At 72.1% G+C, this 19,613-nt stretch carries 16 protein-coding genes; 12 read left to right on the forward strand and 4 right to left on the reverse strand.

What is annotated here, in order from left to right:
* Positions 1-103 precede the first annotated feature (103 nt).
* Positions 104-367, forward strand: a complete 264-nt coding sequence (locus WME75_RS02260) for a hypothetical protein (RefSeq protein WP_437485949.1) — start codon at positions 104-106, stop codon at positions 365-367.
* On the opposite strand, the gene WME75_RS02265 is transcribed toward WME75_RS02260, so the two are convergent.
* Positions 328-792 (reverse strand): hypothetical protein, encoded by a 465-nt coding sequence (locus WME75_RS02265; protein WP_437485951.1) that lies wholly within the window; start codon positions 790-792, stop codon positions 328-330. The two genes, WME75_RS02260 and WME75_RS02265, sit on opposite strands and share 40 nt — an antisense overlap.
* Positions 793-870: 78 nt before the next feature.
* Positions 871-1,698 (reverse strand): acetylglutamate kinase, encoded by an 828-nt coding sequence (gene argB, locus WME75_RS02270; RefSeq protein WP_437485953.1) that lies wholly within the window; start codon positions 1,696-1,698, stop codon positions 871-873.
* A gap of 153 nt (positions 1,699-1,851) precedes the next feature.
* Between argB and WME75_RS02275 the strand changes: the two genes are divergently transcribed.
* The gene (locus tag WME75_RS02275; protein WP_437485955.1) at positions 1,852-3,021 is read left to right on the forward strand and encodes a M20/M25/M40 family metallo-hydrolase; all 1,170 of its coding nucleotides are present in this window, start codon (positions 1,852-1,854) and stop codon (positions 3,019-3,021) included.
* Between the two features lie 265 nt (positions 3,022-3,286).
* Here WME75_RS02275 and WME75_RS02280 read toward each other — a convergent pair whose 3' ends face one another.
* Entirely contained in the window at positions 3,287-4,552 is a 1,266-nt protein-coding gene (locus tag WME75_RS02280) for a class I SAM-dependent rRNA methyltransferase (protein ID WP_437485957.1), read from the reverse strand.
* Between the two features lie 30 nt (positions 4,553-4,582).
* Here WME75_RS02280 and WME75_RS02285 point away from each other — a divergent pair, with 30 nt between their 5' ends.
* The 10 genes from WME75_RS02285 to WME75_RS02330 all read left to right on the forward strand — a co-directional run bounded on the left by WME75_RS02285 (position 4,583) and on the right by WME75_RS02330 (position 18,721).
* On the forward strand, positions 4,583-5,656 hold the full coding sequence (locus tag WME75_RS02285) for a hypothetical protein (RefSeq protein ID WP_437485958.1): 1,074 nt from the start codon (positions 4,583-4,585) through the stop codon (positions 5,654-5,656).
* 509 nt (positions 5,657-6,165) lie between these two features.
* Entirely contained in the window at positions 6,166-7,377 is a 1,212-nt protein-coding gene (locus WME75_RS02290) for an FIST signal transduction protein (RefSeq protein WP_437485960.1), read from the forward strand.
* A gap of 23 nt (positions 7,378-7,400) precedes the next feature.
* The gene (locus tag WME75_RS02295) at positions 7,401-9,269 is read left to right on the forward strand and encodes a GAF domain-containing sensor histidine kinase (RefSeq protein ID WP_437485962.1); all 1,869 of its coding nucleotides are present in this window, start codon (positions 7,401-7,403) and stop codon (positions 9,267-9,269) included.
* A gap of 110 nt (positions 9,270-9,379) precedes the next feature.
* Positions 9,380-11,347, forward strand: coding sequence for a 4-alpha-glucanotransferase (locus tag WME75_RS02300; protein WP_437485964.1), 1,968 nt, complete (start codon positions 9,380-9,382; stop codon positions 11,345-11,347).
* A gap of 259 nt (positions 11,348-11,606) precedes the next feature.
* On the forward strand, positions 11,607-12,569 hold the full coding sequence (locus tag WME75_RS02305; RefSeq protein ID WP_437485966.1) for a hypothetical protein: 963 nt from the start codon (positions 11,607-11,609) through the stop codon (positions 12,567-12,569).
* Positions 12,570-12,611: 42 nt separating this feature from the next.
* Positions 12,612-13,382 (forward strand): thioesterase II family protein, encoded by a 771-nt coding sequence (locus tag WME75_RS02310; protein ID WP_437485968.1) that lies wholly within the window; start codon positions 12,612-12,614, stop codon positions 13,380-13,382.
* Between the two features lie 91 nt (positions 13,383-13,473).
* On the forward strand, positions 13,474-15,120 hold the full coding sequence (locus WME75_RS02315) for a fumarate hydratase (RefSeq protein ID WP_437485970.1): 1,647 nt from the start codon (positions 13,474-13,476) through the stop codon (positions 15,118-15,120).
* A gap of 363 nt (positions 15,121-15,483) precedes the next feature.
* Positions 15,484-15,789: a hypothetical protein gene (locus WME75_RS02320; protein ID WP_437485972.1), complete on the forward strand. Its 306-nt coding sequence runs from the start codon at positions 15,484-15,486 to the stop codon at positions 15,787-15,789.
* Between the two features lie 14 nt (positions 15,790-15,803).
* Positions 15,804-16,730, forward strand: coding sequence for an alpha/beta fold hydrolase (locus WME75_RS02325; RefSeq protein WP_437485974.1), 927 nt, complete (start codon positions 15,804-15,806; stop codon positions 16,728-16,730).
* 341 nt (positions 16,731-17,071) lie between these two features.
* The gene (locus WME75_RS02330) at positions 17,072-18,721 is read left to right on the forward strand and encodes a protein kinase domain-containing protein (protein WP_437485976.1); all 1,650 of its coding nucleotides are present in this window, start codon (positions 17,072-17,074) and stop codon (positions 18,719-18,721) included.
* Positions 18,722-18,981: 260 nt separating this feature from the next.
* Here the strand turns inward: WME75_RS02330 and WME75_RS02335 are convergent, their stop codons facing one another.
* Positions 18,982-19,590: a superoxide dismutase family protein gene (locus WME75_RS02335; RefSeq protein ID WP_437485978.1), complete on the reverse strand. Its 609-nt coding sequence runs from the start codon at positions 19,588-19,590 to the stop codon at positions 18,982-18,984.
* Positions 19,591-19,613: the final 23 nt, after the last annotated feature.

Raw genomic sequence — 19,613 nt, forward strand, 5'->3', positions numbered from 1 at the left:
AGATCGCGCGGCGCGCTCGATGCGCGCGGGCTCACCGCGGCGGCGGCGCGGCGCGCTTGATGCGCGCGGCGCGGGGCGGTAACGAGGAGCGAGAGTGCCCCCGATGCCCGACGCGGAAGAGCGCCTCGCGCTCGCGGCCTGCGCCTCCCTGGCTGGCTGCATGCTGCTCGCGCCGCGCGAGTGGGTCTCGGCGGGGCTCGCCCTCGCGCTCGCGGCGGCGCTCTTCGCGTGGCACCTGCGGCTGCGCGCGCGGGCCCAGAGGGGTGTGCGGGCGGCGGGCTCGCCGGGCGCCGCGGGCGCTCAGGGCTCGCCGGGCGCCGCGGGCGCTCAGGGCTCGCCGGGCGAGGAGCCGCGGGAGCCCGCCTGAACGCGCAGGGGCGGGCGGCCGAAGCGGGCGCGTACGCGATCGACGACGGCGAGCATCTTCGGTGTCCCGAGGATCCGCCGCTCCATGCGCCGCTTGCCGGGGAGGTCGAGGAGCATCACGCCGATCAGGATCACCAGCGCGCCCGGGCCCGGAATGCCGGGCAGCGAGAGCATGATCCCGAGCGCCACCGCGACGACGCCGAGCAGGTTCTTCCCGATGCGCCCCGAGACGCGCATCCAGGCGGGGCGCCCTGGCAGGAAGGGCTCGTCTTCGTGCTTCTCCAGGTAGTCCTCGGGCAGCCGGACGAGCACGAACGCGACAAGCGCTGTGGCCACGACGAAGCTGACGACGCCTACGCCCGCCCCGATCGCGATCTGGTCGCGGTGCGCCTGCACGAACAAGACCGCTGATCGGACGGCATCCATGCTCGAGGAGGTGAGGAGCATACGGCGCGCGGTCAGCCGGGGCGAGGCCGACCGCGCTGCCGAGGCCGGCCGCGCGGCTCAGGGGACGAGCACGGTGCCGATCGAGCCCGGCGCGCTCGCCTCGCGCGCGAGATCGCCCGGGCTCAGCCGTCCCACGATGTGGATGCGGCGGACCCCCTCCGCGAGCGCGGCGAACGACTCCTCGAGCTTCGGGATCATCCCGCGCGTGACGGCGCCGCCCGCGATGAGCGCGCGCCCCTCGGCGACCGTGAGGCTCGGGATGCGCGAGGCGGGATCCGCGACGTCGCGCAGCACGCCCGGCACGTCGCTCACGAGGAAGAGCCCGGCGGCGCCGAGCTCGATGGCGACCCGGTTGGCGACCGTGTCGGCGTTGATATTGTAGACCTGCCCGTCCGTGCCGGCGCCGAGGCAGGCGAGCACGGGCACGTAGCCGGCGCGCCCGAGCAGCTCGAGGAGCCCGCGGTCGACGCCCGTGATGTCGCCGACGAGGCCGAGGTCCACCGGCTCGGGCCCGGCGCTCCTGTAGACCTGCGGCGGCCGCTTGACGGCCGAGAGGGCGGGCCCGCTCGCGCCGTGGAGCCCGACGGGCCGCGCGCCCGCGGCGACGAGCGCGGCGCAGAGGTCGACGTTGAGCTTGCCGGCGACGACCATCTTCATGACGTCGAGCGTGTCCGCGTCGGTGACGCGCTGGCCCGCGACCTGCCGGACGGGGATGCCGAGGCGCTCCTGCAGCCGGCTCGCCTGCGCGCCGCCGCCGTGGACGACGATCGCGCGCGCGCCGTCGCGGGTGAGCGCCGCGAGGTCGCCGGCGAGCACGGCGAGGGCAGGGCTGCCCACGACCTCGCCGCCGAGCTTGATGACGAGCGGCCCTTCCGACGCTCTCACGGGTGCCTCCGCGCTGCTCTGGGACGGTTCATGAGCGCAACACGTACCACTTCTGCAGCGGGCAGGGCAGAGGTCGCCGGGTCCTCTCCGCGCCCGGCCTCACGGGGGCGCGGCGGCGCGGCGGCGCCCGGGCTTCCGTGGCATGCTGGCGTGGTGATCCAGGCCCTCCGACAGGCGCTGTCCAGCCGCGCGGAGCCGATGCTCGCGCTCCTCGAGCGGCTGGTGAACCTCAACTCGTTCACGGACAACCCGCGCGGCGGCGACGCGGTGGGCGAGGTCATCGCCAACGAGCTCTCGACGATCCCCGGCCTGTGCGTGCGGCGGCACGCGAGCGCGCGGTTCGCGGCGCACTGGGTGGTGGAGAGCGAGGCGGCGAAGGCGTCGCCGGCGGGGCACGTCGCCCTCGTCGGGCACCTCGACACGGTGTTCCCCCCGGGCGTCTTCGAGGGCTTCCGCCTGGACGGCGACCTCGCGCGCGGCCCCGGCGTGCTCGACATGAAGGGCGGGCTCGTTGTGGCGATCGAGGCGCTCCGGGTGCTCGAGCAGATCGGCGCGCTGCCGCAGATCGCGGTGCGGCTCGCGATCGTGTCGGACGAGGAGGTCGGGTCGCCCGAGGGTCGCCCGCTGCTGCAGCGCGAGCTCGCGGGCGCGGCGTGCGCGCTCGTGTTCGAGGCCGGGCGCGAGGGCGACAGGATCATCACCGCGCGCAGGGGCACGGGCGCCGCGGTGGTGAGGGCCACGGGCAAGGCGGCGCACGCTGGCAACGCGCACCAGCAGGGCGCGAACGCCATCTGGGCGCTCGCCCGCTTCATCGACTGGGCGCAGCGGCTCACGGACTACGGCCGGGGGGTGACGGTCAACGTCGGCAAGGTGAGCGGCGGGCAGGGCAGGAACACGGTGCCTGACGCCGCGGAGGCCGGGGTCGATTTCCGCTTCGTGAGCCTCGCGGAAGGCGAGGCGATCCTCGCGGCGCTCGCCGCGGCGGCGCACGAGGCGGCGCTCGAGGTGCCCGGCACCGCGGTGCACGTCGACGGCGAGATCGCGCGGTCGCCCCTCGTGCGGACCGAGGCGAGCGCGGCGCTCTGCCGGGAGTACGCGGCCTGCGCGCGGGCGGCGGGGCTTGGCGACGCCGAGGCGCCGCTCATCGGCGGCGGGTCCGACGCGAGCTCGACGGCCGAGATCGGGATTCCGTCCATCGACGGGCTGGGGCCGCGGGGCAGTGGCTTCCACACGAAGGACGAGCTCATCGAGGTGAGCACTCTTGTGCCGAAGGCGGAGGCGCTGGCGTCGTTCCTGCTAGGGCGGCGCGCCTCGGCGAGGTGAGGTTGGGTTGATCGAGAGCGCACGGCGAGCGAGGCACGCTGCGTGGTGGCCGGCCAGCGCTTGCCGCGGGCCTGCGGGCTCGTCGAGGCCAGTCAGCTGGATTGAGCCGGAGCTGGGTGGTGGTCTGATTTGAACATGAAGCCGGGGAGGCGGGAAGAAAGGACAGCGAATCTTTGATGTCCTCGAGGCCCATCTTCCGCACCCACGAGAGCTCCCACATCAGCGACCGCGCCCGCGCACCTCCGGCCGCAGCGCATCGACGAGCTCACTCCAGCACAACGAACTTCAGATACCGCCCCTCCCACCACGCCGGCAGCGTCGGGTGGTCCTCCGGCTGCCCGTGGATCGCCCGGACCCGCAGGTCGTCCCGCTCCAGCGTGGCGTCGTCGAGCGTCGCCAGGAAGTCCTCCATCGTGATGTGGCTCGAGCACGACGCCGCGCACAGCACGCCGCCTCGATCGAGCACGCGCGCGACCGCCGTGTGCAGCCGCCGGTAGGCGCCGAGCGCGCGCGGCTTGGCGCGCTCGCTCGGCGCGAAGCTCGGCGGATCGCAGATGACGAGATCGTACCGGTCGCCGCGGCCGCGGGCCTTCTCGAGGAAGTCGAACGCGTCCGCCGTCACGAAGTCGTGCGCCGCCGGATCGACGCCGTTCTCGCGGAACGTGCGCTGCGCCGACGCGTGCGCGGCCGGCGCCGAGTCCACGGAGGTGACCCGCCCCGCGCCGCCGAGCGCCGCGGCCACCGAGAAGCCCCCCGCGTAGCTGAACAGGTTCAGCACGCGCCCGCGCCCCGCCGCGAGCGCGCGCACGCGGGCGCGGTTGTCGCGCTGGTCGAGGAACGCCCCCGTCTTCTGCCCTCGCGCGAGATCGACCTCCATCGCGACCCCCGTCTCCCTCACGAAGAGGCGATCCGGCAGCGGCGGTCCGTGCAGGTGCGCGAGCTTCTTCCCCTCCTTCCCCTCCTTCCCCTCTGCGTCCCCGCTCGCCGAAGGCGCGCGCGCCCGCAGGCCGATCGAGCGCACGCCGCAGGCGCCCAGCGCGCGCGCGAGGTGCGGGAGCAGGCGATCGAGCCACGGCGCGAGCATGCCGCCGTCGAGGCGGAGCACCGCGACGCGGTCGTACCGATCGATGACCAGCGAGGGCACCCGGTCCCCCTCGCCGTTGCACAGGCGGTAGGCCGTCGTGTCGCGGCCGGCGAACCAGCCGTCGCGCAGGGCGAAGGCGCGCTCGAGCCGCTCGGCGATGGCGCGCTCGTCGAGCGCCGGCGCCTGCGCGCGCTGGAAGACGCGGACGGCGATCGCCGAGTCGGCGTCCCAGAGCCCTCGCCCGAGGAACGCGCCCTCGGCCGACAGCTCGACAACGTCCCCCGACGCGGCGGCCGCGGCGCCGCCGCCGCGAGGCGAGCGCTCCCCGCGCCGGCGCTCCCCGGGAGGGCCGGCGCTCCCGCCGCCGCCTGTGATGCCGTCTCGGTACACCCACGGGTGGCCGCGGCGGACGGCGGCGGCGGCTGTCGCGGTGAGATGGACCCGCATCGACCCCGCCTAGCACGGTAAGCTCGCAGCGTGCTGCACCGTGTTCTCTCGATCGGCTGGGCCTGCCTCGGAGGGATCCTGCTCGCCGCGCTCGGCGGCGCCGGCTGCACGCAGGACCACGATCTCCTCGGCCGAGATCCGCCGGGCGCGGCGAGCACGTCCGGCGCCGGCGGCGGCACGGGAGCGACCGCGAGCAGCGCGACCACCACCGGCACGGGCGGCGGCGATGCGGTCGAGCCGCCGGGGCCGACGAAGCTCACGGTGGTGAACGGCGTCGGCGATCACGACGCGGTCCGCTTCTGCTTCCTCGCCTACCCCGACGGCACCGGCGTCGGCGTGGAGCCCTGGCCGAGCGCCGGCCTCGCGTTCGCCCAGGCCCGGGTGATCGAGCCGGTCGGCGCGGCGATCCCCGAGGGGACCCGCGTGCAAGCGCACGCGATCGCCGGCGACCTCGACGCGACCGAGGGGCTCGACTGCGCCGAGATCCTCGCGCTCGCCGCGGAGCCCGCCGCGCAGGTCGTGGCCGCGGGGCTCCCCGTGCTGCCGGCGCCGGTGTTCGCCGAGGAGAAGAGCCTCCTCCTGGTCGCCACCGGCTGCCTCGGCGGCGAGGGGCACACGCACGACAGGGAGAAGCAGGGCTGCGGCGACGCCTACACGGCCGACACGCCGACCGCCGGCCTCGTGGCGGTCGCCATGTCGCGGCGGACGAGCTTCGACAGGCTGAGCCTCCAGGTCGCGCACGCGAGCGCGGCGACGCCGGGGATCCACGTGCGGCTCGCGCCCGGGCGCGCGGAGGCGAGCGCGGCGGCCGTCGCGCAGGACCTCTCGTACGGCGCGATCTCGCCCTTCCCGCCGTTCACCGGCCTCTCGCGCGGCGATCTCGGCGCGATCGAGGAGATCGAGATCGAGACCTACGATCCGCTCGAGGCGAAGGTGACGTCCTCGGTGCCGATGCGCGAGATCCTGGCGAACAGCGACGTGCCGGCGGACAGCATCGCGAACGGTCAGGGGTTCGTGCTCGTGGCCGTCGGCGCTGCCCCGGAAACCGCGCGCGGCGGGTTCTGGCACCCCCTGACGTACGCGCTGCTGTGGGCGGATCCCTGAGCAGGTCCTGATCCTCCCCTCTCCGGACTCCCGCGCTGGCCGCCCCGTCAGGCGCTCAGCCACACCCCGTCCGGCCGCTCCCAGGCGACGCGCTGCAATTCCGCCTTGGGCATCAAGACGTCGTCGACAGCGGCTCGCAATCCCACGTTGGCTCGCGTGGTGCGCTGCGTTGTCCGGCGTTTGCGCACGACCTTGATTGCTTCTGTGCAATCGACTCAGGGGTGTCCGGCGTGCCGACGAGCTTGCAGGGGACGTTGTCGTATTGAAGGATAAGGATTCTGCTCCCTCGGTCTCGGGCGTCTACCTCTGCTCCGCAGGTCTCGTCTCGCAGGCCCTTCCGCGGCTCTGTCCGGCTCTTCTCCGAGGGCGTCGTGCCGGGAAAATCGCGAGTCGAGTGAGGAGCGGGAGCGCCCTGTACGGACGACATCCCAGGAGAATGCGCGCGTCGTGACGTTCGGGTGAATCTCCAGTATAACGCGAGTGCCTACATTCCGAGGGGGGGAGAGAACATGGCGACACAGGTGTTTGTCGGGGCGAGCTCCACGGCGGATGCAAAGAAGGCTGCCTCGGAGGCCGTGGCCGCGGCGCTCCGCGGGGCGGCGCGCTCCGCGCACGCTTCACCGCCGCCCGGACCGGCGCGACCCGCATTCGCGCTCGTCCTGTCGACGGATCAATACGACGCCGACGCGCTCGCTGCGGCCATGACGAGCGAGCTGCCCGGGGTCCCGTGGGCGGGGTGCTGCACGGCGGGGGTCTTCGCGGGCAGCCGGCTCCTCCGGCAGGGGCTCGTCGTGGGGCTCGTCGTCTCGGAGACCGTGCGCGTCGGCGTCGGCGTCGCGCAGCCGGTGAGCCAGGACGGGCGGCGCGCCGGCGTGCTCGCCGCCGCGCGCGCCCTGGAGGCGTTCCCCTCGTCCGTTCCGGCGGGGTGGAGCCGCGCGCTCATCGTGCTGCCGGACGCGCTCACGGGCAACGCGGCCGACGTCGTGCGCGGCGCCGTCGAGGTCGGCGGCACGGGCGTCGTCTGGGCCGGCGGCGGCGCGGGCGACAACCTCCGCTTCGTCCGCACCGCGCAGTTCGCGGGCGGCCGCGCCTACTCGGACAGCGCCGTCGTGGTCGCGATCGACTCGCCGGCGCGCATGGCCACCGGGATCCGCCACGGCTTCCGGCCCTATGGGCCGCCGACGATGGTCACCCGCGCCGAGGGCACGGTCCTCGCGGAGCTCGAGTACGAGGGCGCCTTCTCGGTCTACCAGCGCACCGCGCGGGCGAGGGGCGATCAGGTCAACCTCGACGGCTTCGCCACGTTCGCCATGACCCACCCGCTCGGCATCCCGCAGGCCGACGGCGAGCACGTCATCCGCGACCCGCTGCGGGTGGTCTCGCCGGGCGGCCTCTACTGCGTCGGCGAGGTCCCGGACGGCTGCCTCATCCGCGTCATGGAGGGCGACCCCATCGGCCTCGTCGGCGCCGCGCGCGAGGCCGCGACCACGGCGCGCGACGCGGTGGCCGGGCCGATCGCCGGCGCGTTCGTGTTCGACTGCATCTCGCGGTGCATGATGCTCGGCGACACGGTGCGCGACGAGCTGGCGACCTTCGAGAGCGAGCTCGGCCAGAGCGTCCCGGTGATGGGCTGTCTGACGTTCGGTGAGGTGGGCACGCTCGGCCGGGGGGTGCCGCAGTTCCACAACAAGACCGCCGTCGTGCTCGCGCTGGGGGCCTGAGCCAGGCGCGGCGGGAGCCCTGTATGCCGAGCGGTTCAGATCACGAGATCCAGGAGGAAAGGCTGGCGCTCCTCAGCGTCCTCCAGGAGCTCACGGTCGCAGCGCTCGACCTGTTCGATCCGCGCCAGTCGATGGCGATCTTCTTGGAGCGGCTCGCCGAGCGGCTGAGCTGCATCGCGGTGCTCGTGCTCGTCGAGCCGACGCCCCTCGCCCCGCGGCTCCTCGACGCCGCGGGGCTATCGGCGAGCTCGCGCGCGCTGCCCATCCCGCCGCGGTCGCCGGCCGCGGCGGGCGAGCCCGCGGGCGAGGGCGCGGGCCTCCGCTTGCCGTACCCCGAGCTCGCGCGGCCCGGGCTCGTGACGTGGCACTTCTCGCTGGAGGGGCAGGGCGACAGCGGCGCCTCCGGGCTCCTCCTCTGCTTCGAGGGCGAGCCCCCGTTCGCGCCGCGGTACCGGGGCATGATGCGCCGGCTCGCGGGGACCTTCCGCACGGCGCTCGTGCACCGCCTGCTCTACGCGCGCATGATCGAGAACGAGCTCGAGCGGGCGCGGAACCTCGCCGCCGCGGAGGCGGGGCGCGCCGCGGCCGAGGCGGCGCAGCGCCGCGCCGCGTTCCTCTCGGAGGCGAGCCGGCTGCTCTCCAGCTCGCTCAACTACGAGGCGACGCTGGTCCGCGTCGCGCGGCTGCCGGTCCCGTTCGTTGCGGACTGGTGCATGGTCGACATCATCGAGCGCGAGGCGATGCTCCGGCGCGCGGTCGTCGTCCACGCCAACCCGCAGAAGAGCGAGCTCGCGCGCCTGCTGCAGGGCCAGATGCCGATGGAGGTGGTCCTTCCGTCCGGCGTGGCGCGCGTGCTGCAGACGGGCGAGGCGGTGCTCTGCGAGATCGCCGGCGCGCCCGCCCCCGAGGGCGAGCGCGGCGCGGTGGACAGCGAGCCGCCGGTGTCCGCCAGCGAGGCGCTCCTCCGGGAGCTCGGCCTCCGGCGCTACATCTCCGTACCGCTCGTCACGCGCGGCACGATGCTCGGCGTGCTCACCATCGCCTCGGGCCGCGACGATCTCCTGTACGGCGTCGAGGACCGGGCGCTCGCCGAGGATCTCGGGCGGAGGGCCGCGCTGGCGATCGACAACGCGCGGCTCTACGAGAGCGCGCAGCGGGCGATCCGGGCGCGCGAGGAGCTCGTCGCGGTGGTGTCGCACGATCTCAAGAGCCCGCTCGCGACCATCGTCATGAACACGAGCCTCCTGCGCCGGAAGCTGCCGAGCTCGGACGAGGCGGCCGAGCTGCGGCGCCCGGTCGAGCGCATCCAGAAGTCGGCCGATCGCATGAACCGCCTCATCCGCGATCTGCTCGATCTGGCGAAGCTCGACGGCGGCCACATCTCGATCCAGCCGGTGCCGCACGACGTCGCCGTCCTGCTGAGCGACGCCTTCGAGCTCCTGCGCGAGGAGGCGGCGGAGAAGTCGCTGCGCCTGGAGCAGAGCATCGAGCTCGGCGTCGATCGGGCGCTGTGCGACCGCGAGCGGGTCCTGCAGGTGATCGCGAACATCGTCGGCAACGCGATCAAGTTCACGCCCGCGGGCGGCGAGGTCGCGCTCCGCGCCGAGCCGTGGGGCAGGGAGGTGCGCCTCTCGGTGCGCGACACCGGCCCGGGCATCCCGGAGGACCAGCGGGCGAGGATCTTCGAGCGCTACTGGCAGGCGAAGGAGACCGCCCACCAGGGCACGGGGCTCGGCCTCTCGATCGCGAAGGCGCTCGTCGAGGTGCACGGCGGGCGGATCTGGGTCGAGAGCAAGGTGGGCGAGGGGAGCACGTTCTTCTTCACGCTCCCGGCGGCGGAGGCCGCGGGCGCGACCGCGGGGGTCGCGGCGGGCACGCGCCTCGGCGCCTGATCGCGGTGATCGGGTTTCGCCGGACAGCGATGTAATCATGCGACCTAGGCGCATCTGTCCCTGATTTCGCGCCTTGGCGGGCCGATCCGTTCATCGCTATACCTACCGCGATGAAGGACGTCGGCGACGACAGGGGCAACGCGGCAGGGGCCCAGGCTCGCGGGGACGAGGACGAGCGGGGGCTCGTCGGGGCCGCATTGCAGCTCCTGGGCATCCGCAACCTGGTGCTCGCGATCCACGATCCGAGCTTTCCGTCGGACGACGCCGAGGACACCGGGCGCGGGTCCCCGTACACCGAGGGGGGGCGCCGGTTCCTCCGGTTTGCGCGCGATCTCGGGTTCAACGGCGTCCAGCTCGGGCCCCAGGGGGAGACCTCGGCCGACAACGCGTCTCCGTACGACGGCACCATCTTCTCGCGGAGCACGCTGTCGATCGCGCTCGCTCGGCTGGCGGAGGACGGCCCCTGGGGCGCGCTCCTCCGCCCCGAGTCGGTGACGAAGATCGTGGCCGGGAAGCCCGGCGGCAGCGAGGGGCGCGCGCTGCACGGCTACGCCCACCGCGCGCAGCGCGCCGCGCTGCGCGAGGCGTACGCGTCGTTCGTCGACGGGCGGAGGCGCGGCGAGCTCGGGGCCCTCGCCGATCGGCTCGACGCGTTCAGGAAGCGGAACGCGGCGTGGCTCGAGCGGGACGGGCTTTACGGCCCGCTCTGCGACGAGCACCGGAGCGGCTGGTTTCACGGCTGGTCCGGCGCGCCGGAGCTGGATCGCCGCCTCTGGGCGCCCGGCCCGGGCGAGGTGGTCGCCTGCGCGGAGCGCAGGAGGGAGCTCCTCGACCGGTACCGCGACGAGCTCGGCCTCTACGCCTTCTGCCAGCTCCTCGCGCACGAGCAGCACGCGGCGCTCCGGGCGGTGACGGCGGAGCTCGGTCTCAAGCTCTATGGAGATCTGCAGATCGGCTATTCGCCTCAGGATGCCTGGGCCCATCAATCGGTCTTCCTGAAGGGTTATCTGATGGGGGCGCCGCCGAGCCGGACCAACCCGGAGGGCCAGGTGTGGAACTACCCTGTCCTGGATCCGGCGCAGTACACGGACGGCTCCTCCGGCGCGCTCGCGCTCGTGCGGGCGCGGATGGACAAGATGTTCGACGAGTTCGACGGGGTGCGCCTCGATCACCCGCACGGCCTCGTCTGCCCGTGGGTGTACGCCGCCGGCGCCCCCGATCCGCTCCGCGCGGTCCAGGGCGGGGCGCGGCTCTTCTCGTCGCCCGACCTGCCGGACCACCCGCTGCTCGCCCGCTACGCGATCGTCTCTCCTGCGCAGCTGAACCGCGCCGTGCCCCGGTACGCGGACGACTGGGTCTCCTCGCTGACGCCGGAGCAGGTCGGGCGCTACAGCGTGATCTTCGACACCATCGCGAGCTGCGCGGAGGCCCACGGGCGCGCCATCACCGACGTCGTGTGCGAGGTCCTGAGCACGCTCCCGTACCCGCTCAGGGCCGTCCTCGAGCGGCACGGGCTGGGGCGCTTCCGGGTCACGCAGAAGGCGGATCTCGACAACCCGAAGGACGTCTATCGCAGCGAGAACGCCGCGCCCTCCGACTGGATCATGGTGGGGACCCACGACACGCCGCCGCTCTGGCGGCTCGTGGACACGTGGGCGCGCGCCTCCGCGCTCGAGCGGCAGGCGGCGTACCTCGCCACCCGGCTCGCGCCCTCGCCGGCCGAGGAGGGCGCGATGGCGCGCGCGCTCGCGTCCGACCCGCGCGCGCTCGCGCAGGCCAAGTTCGCCGACCTCTTCGCGAGCCGGGCGTCGAACGTGATGGTCTTCTTCTCCGATCTGCTCGGGGTGAAGGAGATCTACAACGCTCCCGGGACGATAGGCGATCACAACTGGTCGCTGCGGGTGCCCCGCGATTACGAGCGCTCCTATTCCGAGATGCGCGCGCGCGGCGAGGCGCTCGATCTCCCGCGCGTCCTCGCGCTCGCGCTGCGCGCCCGGGGAGGCGCGGAGTCGCAGGAGCGCCGCGACCTCGCCGCGCGGCTGGAGCGCCGGTCCGGCCCGGCCCGCGGCCAGCGTTGAGCGCGCGGCCAGCGTTGAGCGCGCGGCCAGCGTTGAGCGCGCGCGGCCAGCGCTGAGCGCGGGCGCTCCCCGCGGCGGCATCCGGGCGAACGCACGGTCGCGTCGGTCAAAAAGCTTGCATCCAGCCCCCTCGGGCTGCATTGATCCGGGCGAGCGCCGCGGTCATGGGGCCTCGCCCGTGCGACGCGGCGGCACAGTGCGACAAGGTGGTCAATCGCCCGCAGAGCCCGTGAGTCGAGAACGAGATGGGAGACACCAGGTGAGCACGACCAAAGCGTCTCTTGGCACCCTGTTCCTCATGCTCTCCCTGGCCGCGCCTGCGCTGGCGCAGGAGGCGGCGCCGCGGCAGCCCATCACGGACAAGACGAAGGAGCGTTGGGCGAAGACCCAGGGAGGCCGGTTCGGATTCGAGGTCGACGTCCTCGCCTCGTCGTACCAGGAGCAGATCGTCGAGGCGCGCCCGGGGCCGGATGAGGTCACGCTCTCGGAGTCCGATCGGCTCGGTGTCGCCATCACCGCCGCCATGCAGTACCAGCTCTTCGCGGGTCTCCACCTCGACGCGGAGATGCCGTTCGCTTACGGCGACGTCTCGGGCCCCCACTCCACGGACCTGTTCGGCACGCGTTTCTCGAGCACCGCAGACTACAGCCATTTCTTCCTCGGCAATCCCACGTTCGGCCTGCACTACGCCCTCAACGCGCTGCCGAACCTCGCGCTCTTCGGCGGCATGAGCGTGACGGTCCCGCTCCACCCGCACCCGGGCGCGGGCCTCGAGGCCGCGGCGGTGGCGAATTTCCCCGCGCGGGCCTACTTCGACGCGCAGCGCGTGCTGCTCGGGCACTGGGCCCTCCGGGCGCGCGTCGGGACCGAGATCCACTTCGGCAAGGTCCTGTTCCTCACCCATGATGTCGCGACTCAGATCTTCATGCCGACCCGGGAACGGGAAGGGGACTTCACGAAGACCGTGATCGAGCAAGGCAACGAGATCGAGTTCCGCCCGTTCGGCAACTTCGGCATCGGCATGCGCCTCCAGGCGGCCTTCCCCCTCTCGTCGAGCAACTCCGCCCAGCTGGCGGCGGAGCCGTTCATCGGCTGGGAGCCGCTCGTGAAGGGCTCCTTCACCCGCGTCGGCGCGCTTGTCGCGCTGGACGACGACCTCGGCTTCGGCCTGGACCAGGGGAAAGTCGCCACCATCCGCGTCGCCCTCGGCAGCAAATGGTAGGAGGCGAGCGCGGCAGCGTCGAGCTACGCTGAGCGCCGCACGATGACCACGAGCTCAATTTCCGACCCTTGGGTCGGCTGCCCTCGGCCGAACCCCGCTGCCCGGCTTCGCCTCTTCTGCTTTCCCTATGCCGGCGGCGGCTCGTCGGTCTACGGCGCCTGGTGGCGCGAGCTCCCGGCGCACACGGAGCTCTGCGCGATCAAGCTCCCCGGCCGGGAGGCGCGCCTGAGCGAGCCGCCCTTCGAGCGCCTCACCCCGCTTGTCCAGGCCCTCGCGACCGCGCTCGAGCGCTGGCTCACGAAGCCGTTCGCCTTCTACGGCCACAGCCTCGGCGCGCTGATGAGCTTCGAGCTCGCGCGCGAGCTGCGCCGGCGGGGCGCCCCCTTGCCGCGCCATCTCCTCCTGTCGGGCCGGCGCGCGCCCCACCTGCCCTGCCCGGCGCCGCTCCACGGCTTGCCCGATCGCGAGTTCTTGGCGTGGCTCCGCCGCATGGGCGGCACGCCCGACGAGGTGCTGCGCGAGCCGGAGCTCCTGGCGCTCTTCCTGCCCACCCTGCGCGCGGATGTGGCGGTCAACGAGGCCGAGCCGTTCGTCCCCGAGGCCCCGCTCGATTGCCCGATCTCCGCCTTCGGGGGCCTCGAGGACGAGCGCGCGGGCAGCGCCGATCTCGAGGCCTGGCGCGAGCACACGCGCGGGCCCTTCCGGGTCGAGATGTTCCCCGGCGGGCACTTCTTCCTGCGGAGCGCCCGGGAGCCGCTCCTTCGGTCGATCGGAGCCCTCCTCGACGGCGCCGAGCGCGAGCTGCCCGCGTGACGGCCGGCGCTGGGTGGGTGTTGAGCCCGGGGCCGGAGCCATGCAAAAAAGGGGGGACCCGCAGCCTCTCTGCCCTCCGGAGACCCGAACGATGACCGATTTTCAGTACCAGGACATGCTGCCCCTCGGCCATGACGAGACGCCTTACCGCCTCGTCAGCCGCGACCATGTCTCCACCTTCGAGGCCGCCGGCTCGACCTTCCTCAAGGTCGAGCCGGCGGGGCTCACGCTGCTCGCGCGCGAGGCCATGCGCGACATCGCCCACCTCCTCCGGCCCGGTCACCTCGCGCAGCTCGCGCGGATCCTCGCCGATCCCGACGCCTCGTCGAACGATCGCTTCGTCGCCCTCGAGCTCCTCAAGAACGCGAGCATCGCCGCGGGGGGCGTGCTTCCGTCGTGCCAGGACACCGGCACGGCCATCGTCATGGGCAAGAAGGGCCAGCTCGTCTTCACGGGCGGCGGCGACGAGGCGGCGATCGCGCGCGGCGTCTTCGAGACCTACCGCGTGCAGAACCTCCGCTATTCGCAGCTCGCGCCGCTCGACATGTACAAGGAGGTCAACACGAACGACAACCTCCCTGCGCAGATCGAGATCTTCGCGACGGACGGCGACGCCTACAAGCTCCTGTTCATGGCGAAGGGCGGCGGCTCCGCGAACAAGAGCTATCTTTACCAGGAGACCAAGGCGCTCCTGAACCCCGAGAGCCTGCTCTCCTTCGTCGAGGCCAAGATCCGCGCGCTCGGCACGGCGGCGTGCCCGCCGTACCACCTCGCCATCGTCGTCGGCGGCACCTCGGCCGAGCACACGCTCAAGGTCGCGAAGCTCGCCTCGGCGCGCTACCTCGACACGCTCCCGGCCGAGGGCAACGCGCGCGGGCGCGGCTTTCGCGATCGCGACCTCGAGCAGAAGGTCCTCGAGCTCGCGCAGCGGACGGGGATCGGCGCCCAGTTCGGGGGCAAGTACTTCTGTCATGACGTGCGGGTCATCCGCCTGCCGCGGCACGGCGCCTCGTGCCCGGTGGGCATCGCCGTCTCGTGCTCCGCGGACCGGCAGGCCCTCGGCAAGATCACGCGCGAGGGCATCTTCCTCGAGCAGCTCGAGGCCGATCCCGCGAAGTACCTGCCCGACACCACGGACGCGGAGCTGGGGGGCGAGGTCGTGAAGCTCGATCTCCGCCGCCCCATGCGCGAGATCCGCGCCGAGCTCTCGAAGTCCCCGATCCGGACGCGGCTCTCGCTGAGCGGGCCGATGATCGTCGCGCGCGACATCGCGCACGCCAAGATCAAGGAGCGCCTCGATCGCGGCGACGGCATGCCGAGCTACATGCAGGAGTTCATGGTCTACTACGCGGGGCCCGCGAAGACGCCGGCGGGCTATGCCTCCGGCTCGTTCGGGCCCACCACGGCCGGCCGGATGGACGCGTACGTCGATCTCTTCCAGGCGAACGGTGGCAGCTACGTCATGCTCGCCAAGGGCAACCGTTCGCCCGCGGTCACCGCGGCGTGCAAGAAGCACGGCGGCTTCTACCTGGGCTCGATCGGCGGCCCGGCCGCGCGCCTCGCCAAGGACTGCATCAAGAAGGTCGAGGTGCTCGAGTACCCCGAGCTCGGCATGGAGGCGGTCTGGAAGATCGAGGTCGAGGATTTCCCCGCCTTCATCGTGGTCGACGACAAGGGCAACGATTTCTTCGCCGACATCAACAAGCCGACCGGCCGGAAGCTCGACGTCGCGGGCTGAGCTCCCGAGCCCTGGAATCGCGGCCGGGCAGCGCGCGCTCGACCTTCAGCGCCGCCGCGGCCCGGTCGCCCGCTCTCTGCGTGCACCCGATCTTCCAGGACCTGCGGGCGCTCCGCGTCGGAGGCGCGGAAATAACGAATTGGACTGACGATCGTGTCCTCCGGATCGCGGAGGGTCCCTGTTTCGTCCACTCGTGACGCGGCTCCTGACCTGCTGCCATGAACGGGGGTCGACCGTGGCAAAAGGTCACATTCGAGGCGTCTTTGCGCCTGTTCAGTCCGGTTTCGGCTCCACGAGCGTCCCTGGATCTGCGGTCCGCGGGGGCACGGTCCGTGCTTTGACCTCGTGCGGAAGGAGCTGAGAATGACACTTCGACCTGATCGCACGGTGTCCCATGGCCCTGCAGATGCCGGGCACCACCGTTTCGAGGATCGGCACGGCGGTCCGGACGGGGCTCGCCATCACATGGAGGAGGAGCGCCTGGAGCGGCTGGTGCGCGCGGCTCAGGAGGTCTCGGATCAGGGAGAGCGCGACAAGCGCCGCGACGCTGGGCAGGGTGGACGGGCTGACGCTGGCGGCGTCGAGGCGCGTCCGGCTCCGAGGACCGCGAGCATCGCCGATCTCGAGCGCGCGGCGGATGAGGGGATGCCCTCGCCGGAGGAGACGTGATGGGAGCGCGTGCGATGAGCCTTGATGGGGTCGTCGATCGGTTCGTGCCGAGCGCGCTTCGCAGGACGGAGCGCGCGCCCCTGGCCGGTGCGCTGGACGCGGAGGTCCGGCACGTGGACACGTGGAGCGCGGGGCGCCTCGCCTATTATGTGGACACGCGCGCGGCGGGGCGTCCCGTCGTGCTCCTTCACGGGGTCGACGCGGCCGCCTCGTCCAAGGAGATGGCTCCCCTGTTCAATGCGCTGCGCCGGAAGAGGCCTGTCTATGCGCTCGATCTCCCGGGATTCGGCCTCTCGGAGCGATCGGACCGCGCTTACGATCGCGAGCTCTACCGCGCCGCCGTGCGCCGCTTCCTCACGGACGTGGTGCGCGAGCCGGGCGGCGCCGACGTCATCGCGCTCTCCCTCTCCTCGGAGTTCGTCGCCGCCGTCGCCTGCGAGGAGATGAGCCTCGTCCACAGCCTCGTGCTCGTCTCCCCGACGGGGCTCGGCCGCGAGGCGCCCGGCGCGAACGTCGTCCTCCGCGCCGTCTCGCACGTTCCCCCCGTCGCGGAGGCGCTCTATCGCGTGCTGGCGTCGCCGCCGAGCCTTCGCTGGTTCCTGAAGAAGAGCTTCGTCGGCGCCCCGGATCCCGGCCTTGTCGACTACGCCATCCGCACCTCGAAGGAGCCTGGCGCCCACCGCGCCCCCCTCGCGTTCATCTCCGGCGCCCTGTTCACGGAGGGCGCCTTCCAGCGCCTTTATGCGCGTCTGCCCGTCCCCACGTTGATCGTCCACGATCAGGACCCCTATTCGCGCTTCGATCGTCTCGACGATCTCCAGCAGCAGAACGCGCGTGTGGAGGTCGCTCGCGTCGCGCCCACGCGGGGCCTCCCCCACTTCGAGCAGCTCGACGCCACGCTCGAGGTCGTGCGCAGGTTCTGGGCGCAGGACCCCTGGTAGACGCTCCTCGAAGAACGACCAGGACAGCGCGGGGGCAGCTCTGCGCAGGGCGGACGTCGAGTTCTTGCTGAGCCCCCCGGGCTCGGGGCGAACTCCGTGTGCATGATCACATGCAGACCGGTCCAGTGGGGGCCAGTTCGTTAGGACCCTGACATTCGTTGCCTCGGCGGCGTTTCCCCTCAGGGCTGCGATGGAGCGCTGCGCAAAATGCCACGCTGTGACGGCCGGACGATGGAGCGATGCGGCACGCGTCCGGGAGGTGCGCGGCGTGTTTCCAAACATAAAAGTCTTTGCAAACTTCCGGTCAACGGGGTAATTAAGCTCTTATAGCGGGGGATGTCGTGAATGCAGGCGGCCAAACCATCTCGACGAACAAGCAAGCGAGCAGTAGCTTGCTTGGTCGATACCGCCTGATTGCAAAATTAGGCCGCGGTGGAATGGCGGATGTGTTCCTCGCCGTTTCCCGCGGGCCTGGGTCGTTCAACAAGCTTGTTGTTGTGAAGTGTCTCCGCGTCGGGATGGCGGAGGACCCGCGCTACGTCCTGATGTTCCTGGACGAGGCCAAGCTCTCGGCCCGGCTCAATCACCCGAACGTCGTTCAGACCTACGAGATCGGGGGCGAGAGCGGCGGGTACTTCATCGTGATGGAGTACCTCGAGGGGCAGCCGCTCAAGGACATCGTGAGGGCGGTGGTCAGCGGCTGTCCCGGCGCCGCGAGCTTCACGCGCGCGACGTGGGTCAGGGTCATCGCCGAGGCGCTGCGCGGGCTGCACTACGCGCATGAGCTCACGGATTTCGACGGCGACCTGATCGGCGTCGTGCACCGCGACGTCTCGCCGCACAACATCTTCGTCACGTACGACGGCGCGGTAAAGATCGTCGATTTCGGCGTTGCGAAGGCGTCCCTGAACGCGGCGCACACCGAGAATGGAACGTTCAAGGGCAAGATGGCGTACGCCGCGCCCGAGCAGGCGATGGCGAGCGCGGATGTCGACCGGCGGGCCGATCTCTTCGCGATCGGCATCGTGCTCTGGGAGCTCCTGGCGATGCGGCGGCTGTTCGACGGCGATCATGTCGCCGTCATGCACCAGCTGCTCTCGCGGGACATCCCCCGGCTCTCCACCGTCGTGCCGGACATCGATCCGGAGCTCGAGGAGATCGTGGCGCGGGCGCTCCAGCGGGACCCGGCGCGACGATTCGCCACCGCGCAGGAGATGGGCGACGCGCTGGAGAGCTATCTGCGGGCCTCTGGCGAGGACATCCGGACGGAGCAGCTCGGCGCGCACGTGCTCGAGATGTTCGCGGAGAGCAGGGCGCTCGTGCGCCAGCAGGTCACCACGCAGTTCGAGTACCTGAGCTCGCTGGACGTCACGGGCGACATCCAGCGCGCCTCGATGCTCGGTGAGTTCCCGCGCGCCTCGATGGTCATGGGGATGAACCGTTCCATGTGGCCCTCCGCGACCGCGGCGGGGCTGCCGGTCCTCAGCGATCACAGCAGCCCCGTGAACTACCAGCACGAGCCTGCGGCCGTCGATCCGGACAGCCTGGGCGCGACGGTGGGGCGGGTCTCGTCCTGGCGGCAGCGCGGCTATCTCGCCTCCGCGCTCGGCGTGGCGGCGTTGCTGGCTGCCGGCGCCGGCGCGATGATCCTCGAGAGGTCGGTGGGGCCGGTGGAAACTGCCTCGTCAGACCGGCCTGTTGTCGATTCCAGGGCCGAGCAGGTGGTCGAACCGAACGTGGCGAAGGCCAAGGTCACGATCCGGAGCGAGCCTGCGGACGCGAACGTGAGCTGGAACGGGAGCATGCTCGGCAAGACGCCGCTCAGCGTCGAGCTGCCGCAGGGGATGCAGGTCGTCGTGGTGTCCAGGTCCGGCTGGTTCGACGAATCGATCTTTCTCCAGCTCTCTGCGTCGGACGTCATCGAGCGCACCGTCACCCTCCGTCGTCAGGAGGTCACGGTGATGCCCAAACGAGACTCCGAACCTCGCTAGAGCGGCGGTCACCCGCTTCGGATACGGGCCCACCTCGGCGTTTTCGGTGCTCAGCGCACTGGAGTGCGCTTCCGCGCCGAAAACGCCGATCTGGGCCCGTCTCCTGTGCGGGTGACCACCGAGGCGGGAAAAGGCGGGAGGGCGGGAGGGCGGGAGGGCGGGAAGAAAGAACAATGATCTTCCTGCCTTCATGGGAATCACTCCGGGGCAAATTAGGCCACCCACCCCGGAGGGACCGGACGGGCGAGCTCCGCGGAGGGTTACTCCTGCTCGATGAGGCCGCAGCCGATGCGGCCGCCGGCGTCCGGGTCTGCCGCGGCGTGCACGACGATCGCGTACTTCGTCACGTCGGTGTCCGCGTCGTCGCCGATGGTCCAGACGTCGGTCCCGCGCTTGACCGTCTGCGTGCCGAGGCCGCTCGCATCGCACGTGAAGCTGCCGAATCCTTCGCCGTTGGGCACCCAGTGGGCGCCCGCCTCATCACCGTTGCTGCCGCAACTCTTGTTCTCGTGGATGTGAGCGGAGTGCTCGCCAGCAGGGCAGCCCGACAGCGTGATGGTGAGCGTCACCTCCTCTCCGATCTGCGTGAAGGCCGCGGTCCCGGTCAGGTCGCTCGCGTTCAACCCCTGGATCTCCGCCTCGGCCCGCAGGGACGCGCCGCCGCCGTTCCCGCCGTCGCCGCCGCCGTTCCCGCCGTCGCCGCCGCCGTTCCCCGACGCGGAAGTGCTCGTCGAGGCGTCGCCGCCACCCGAGCCGGTCGTGGACGACGTGCTGCTGGTGCCAGCGGACGACTCGCCGTCATCCCCGCACGCGGTCAAGAGGGCGCCAGCGCCAAGGGCGAGCAACGAGAGCTTCAACCACCGTGACATAAGTCTCCTTTTCTGGGCGCGAC

The sequence above is a fragment of the Sorangium sp. So ce1014 genome (assembly GCF_051521505.1).
Lineage (GTDB): Bacteria > Myxococcota_A > Polyangia > Polyangiales > Polyangiaceae > Sorangium.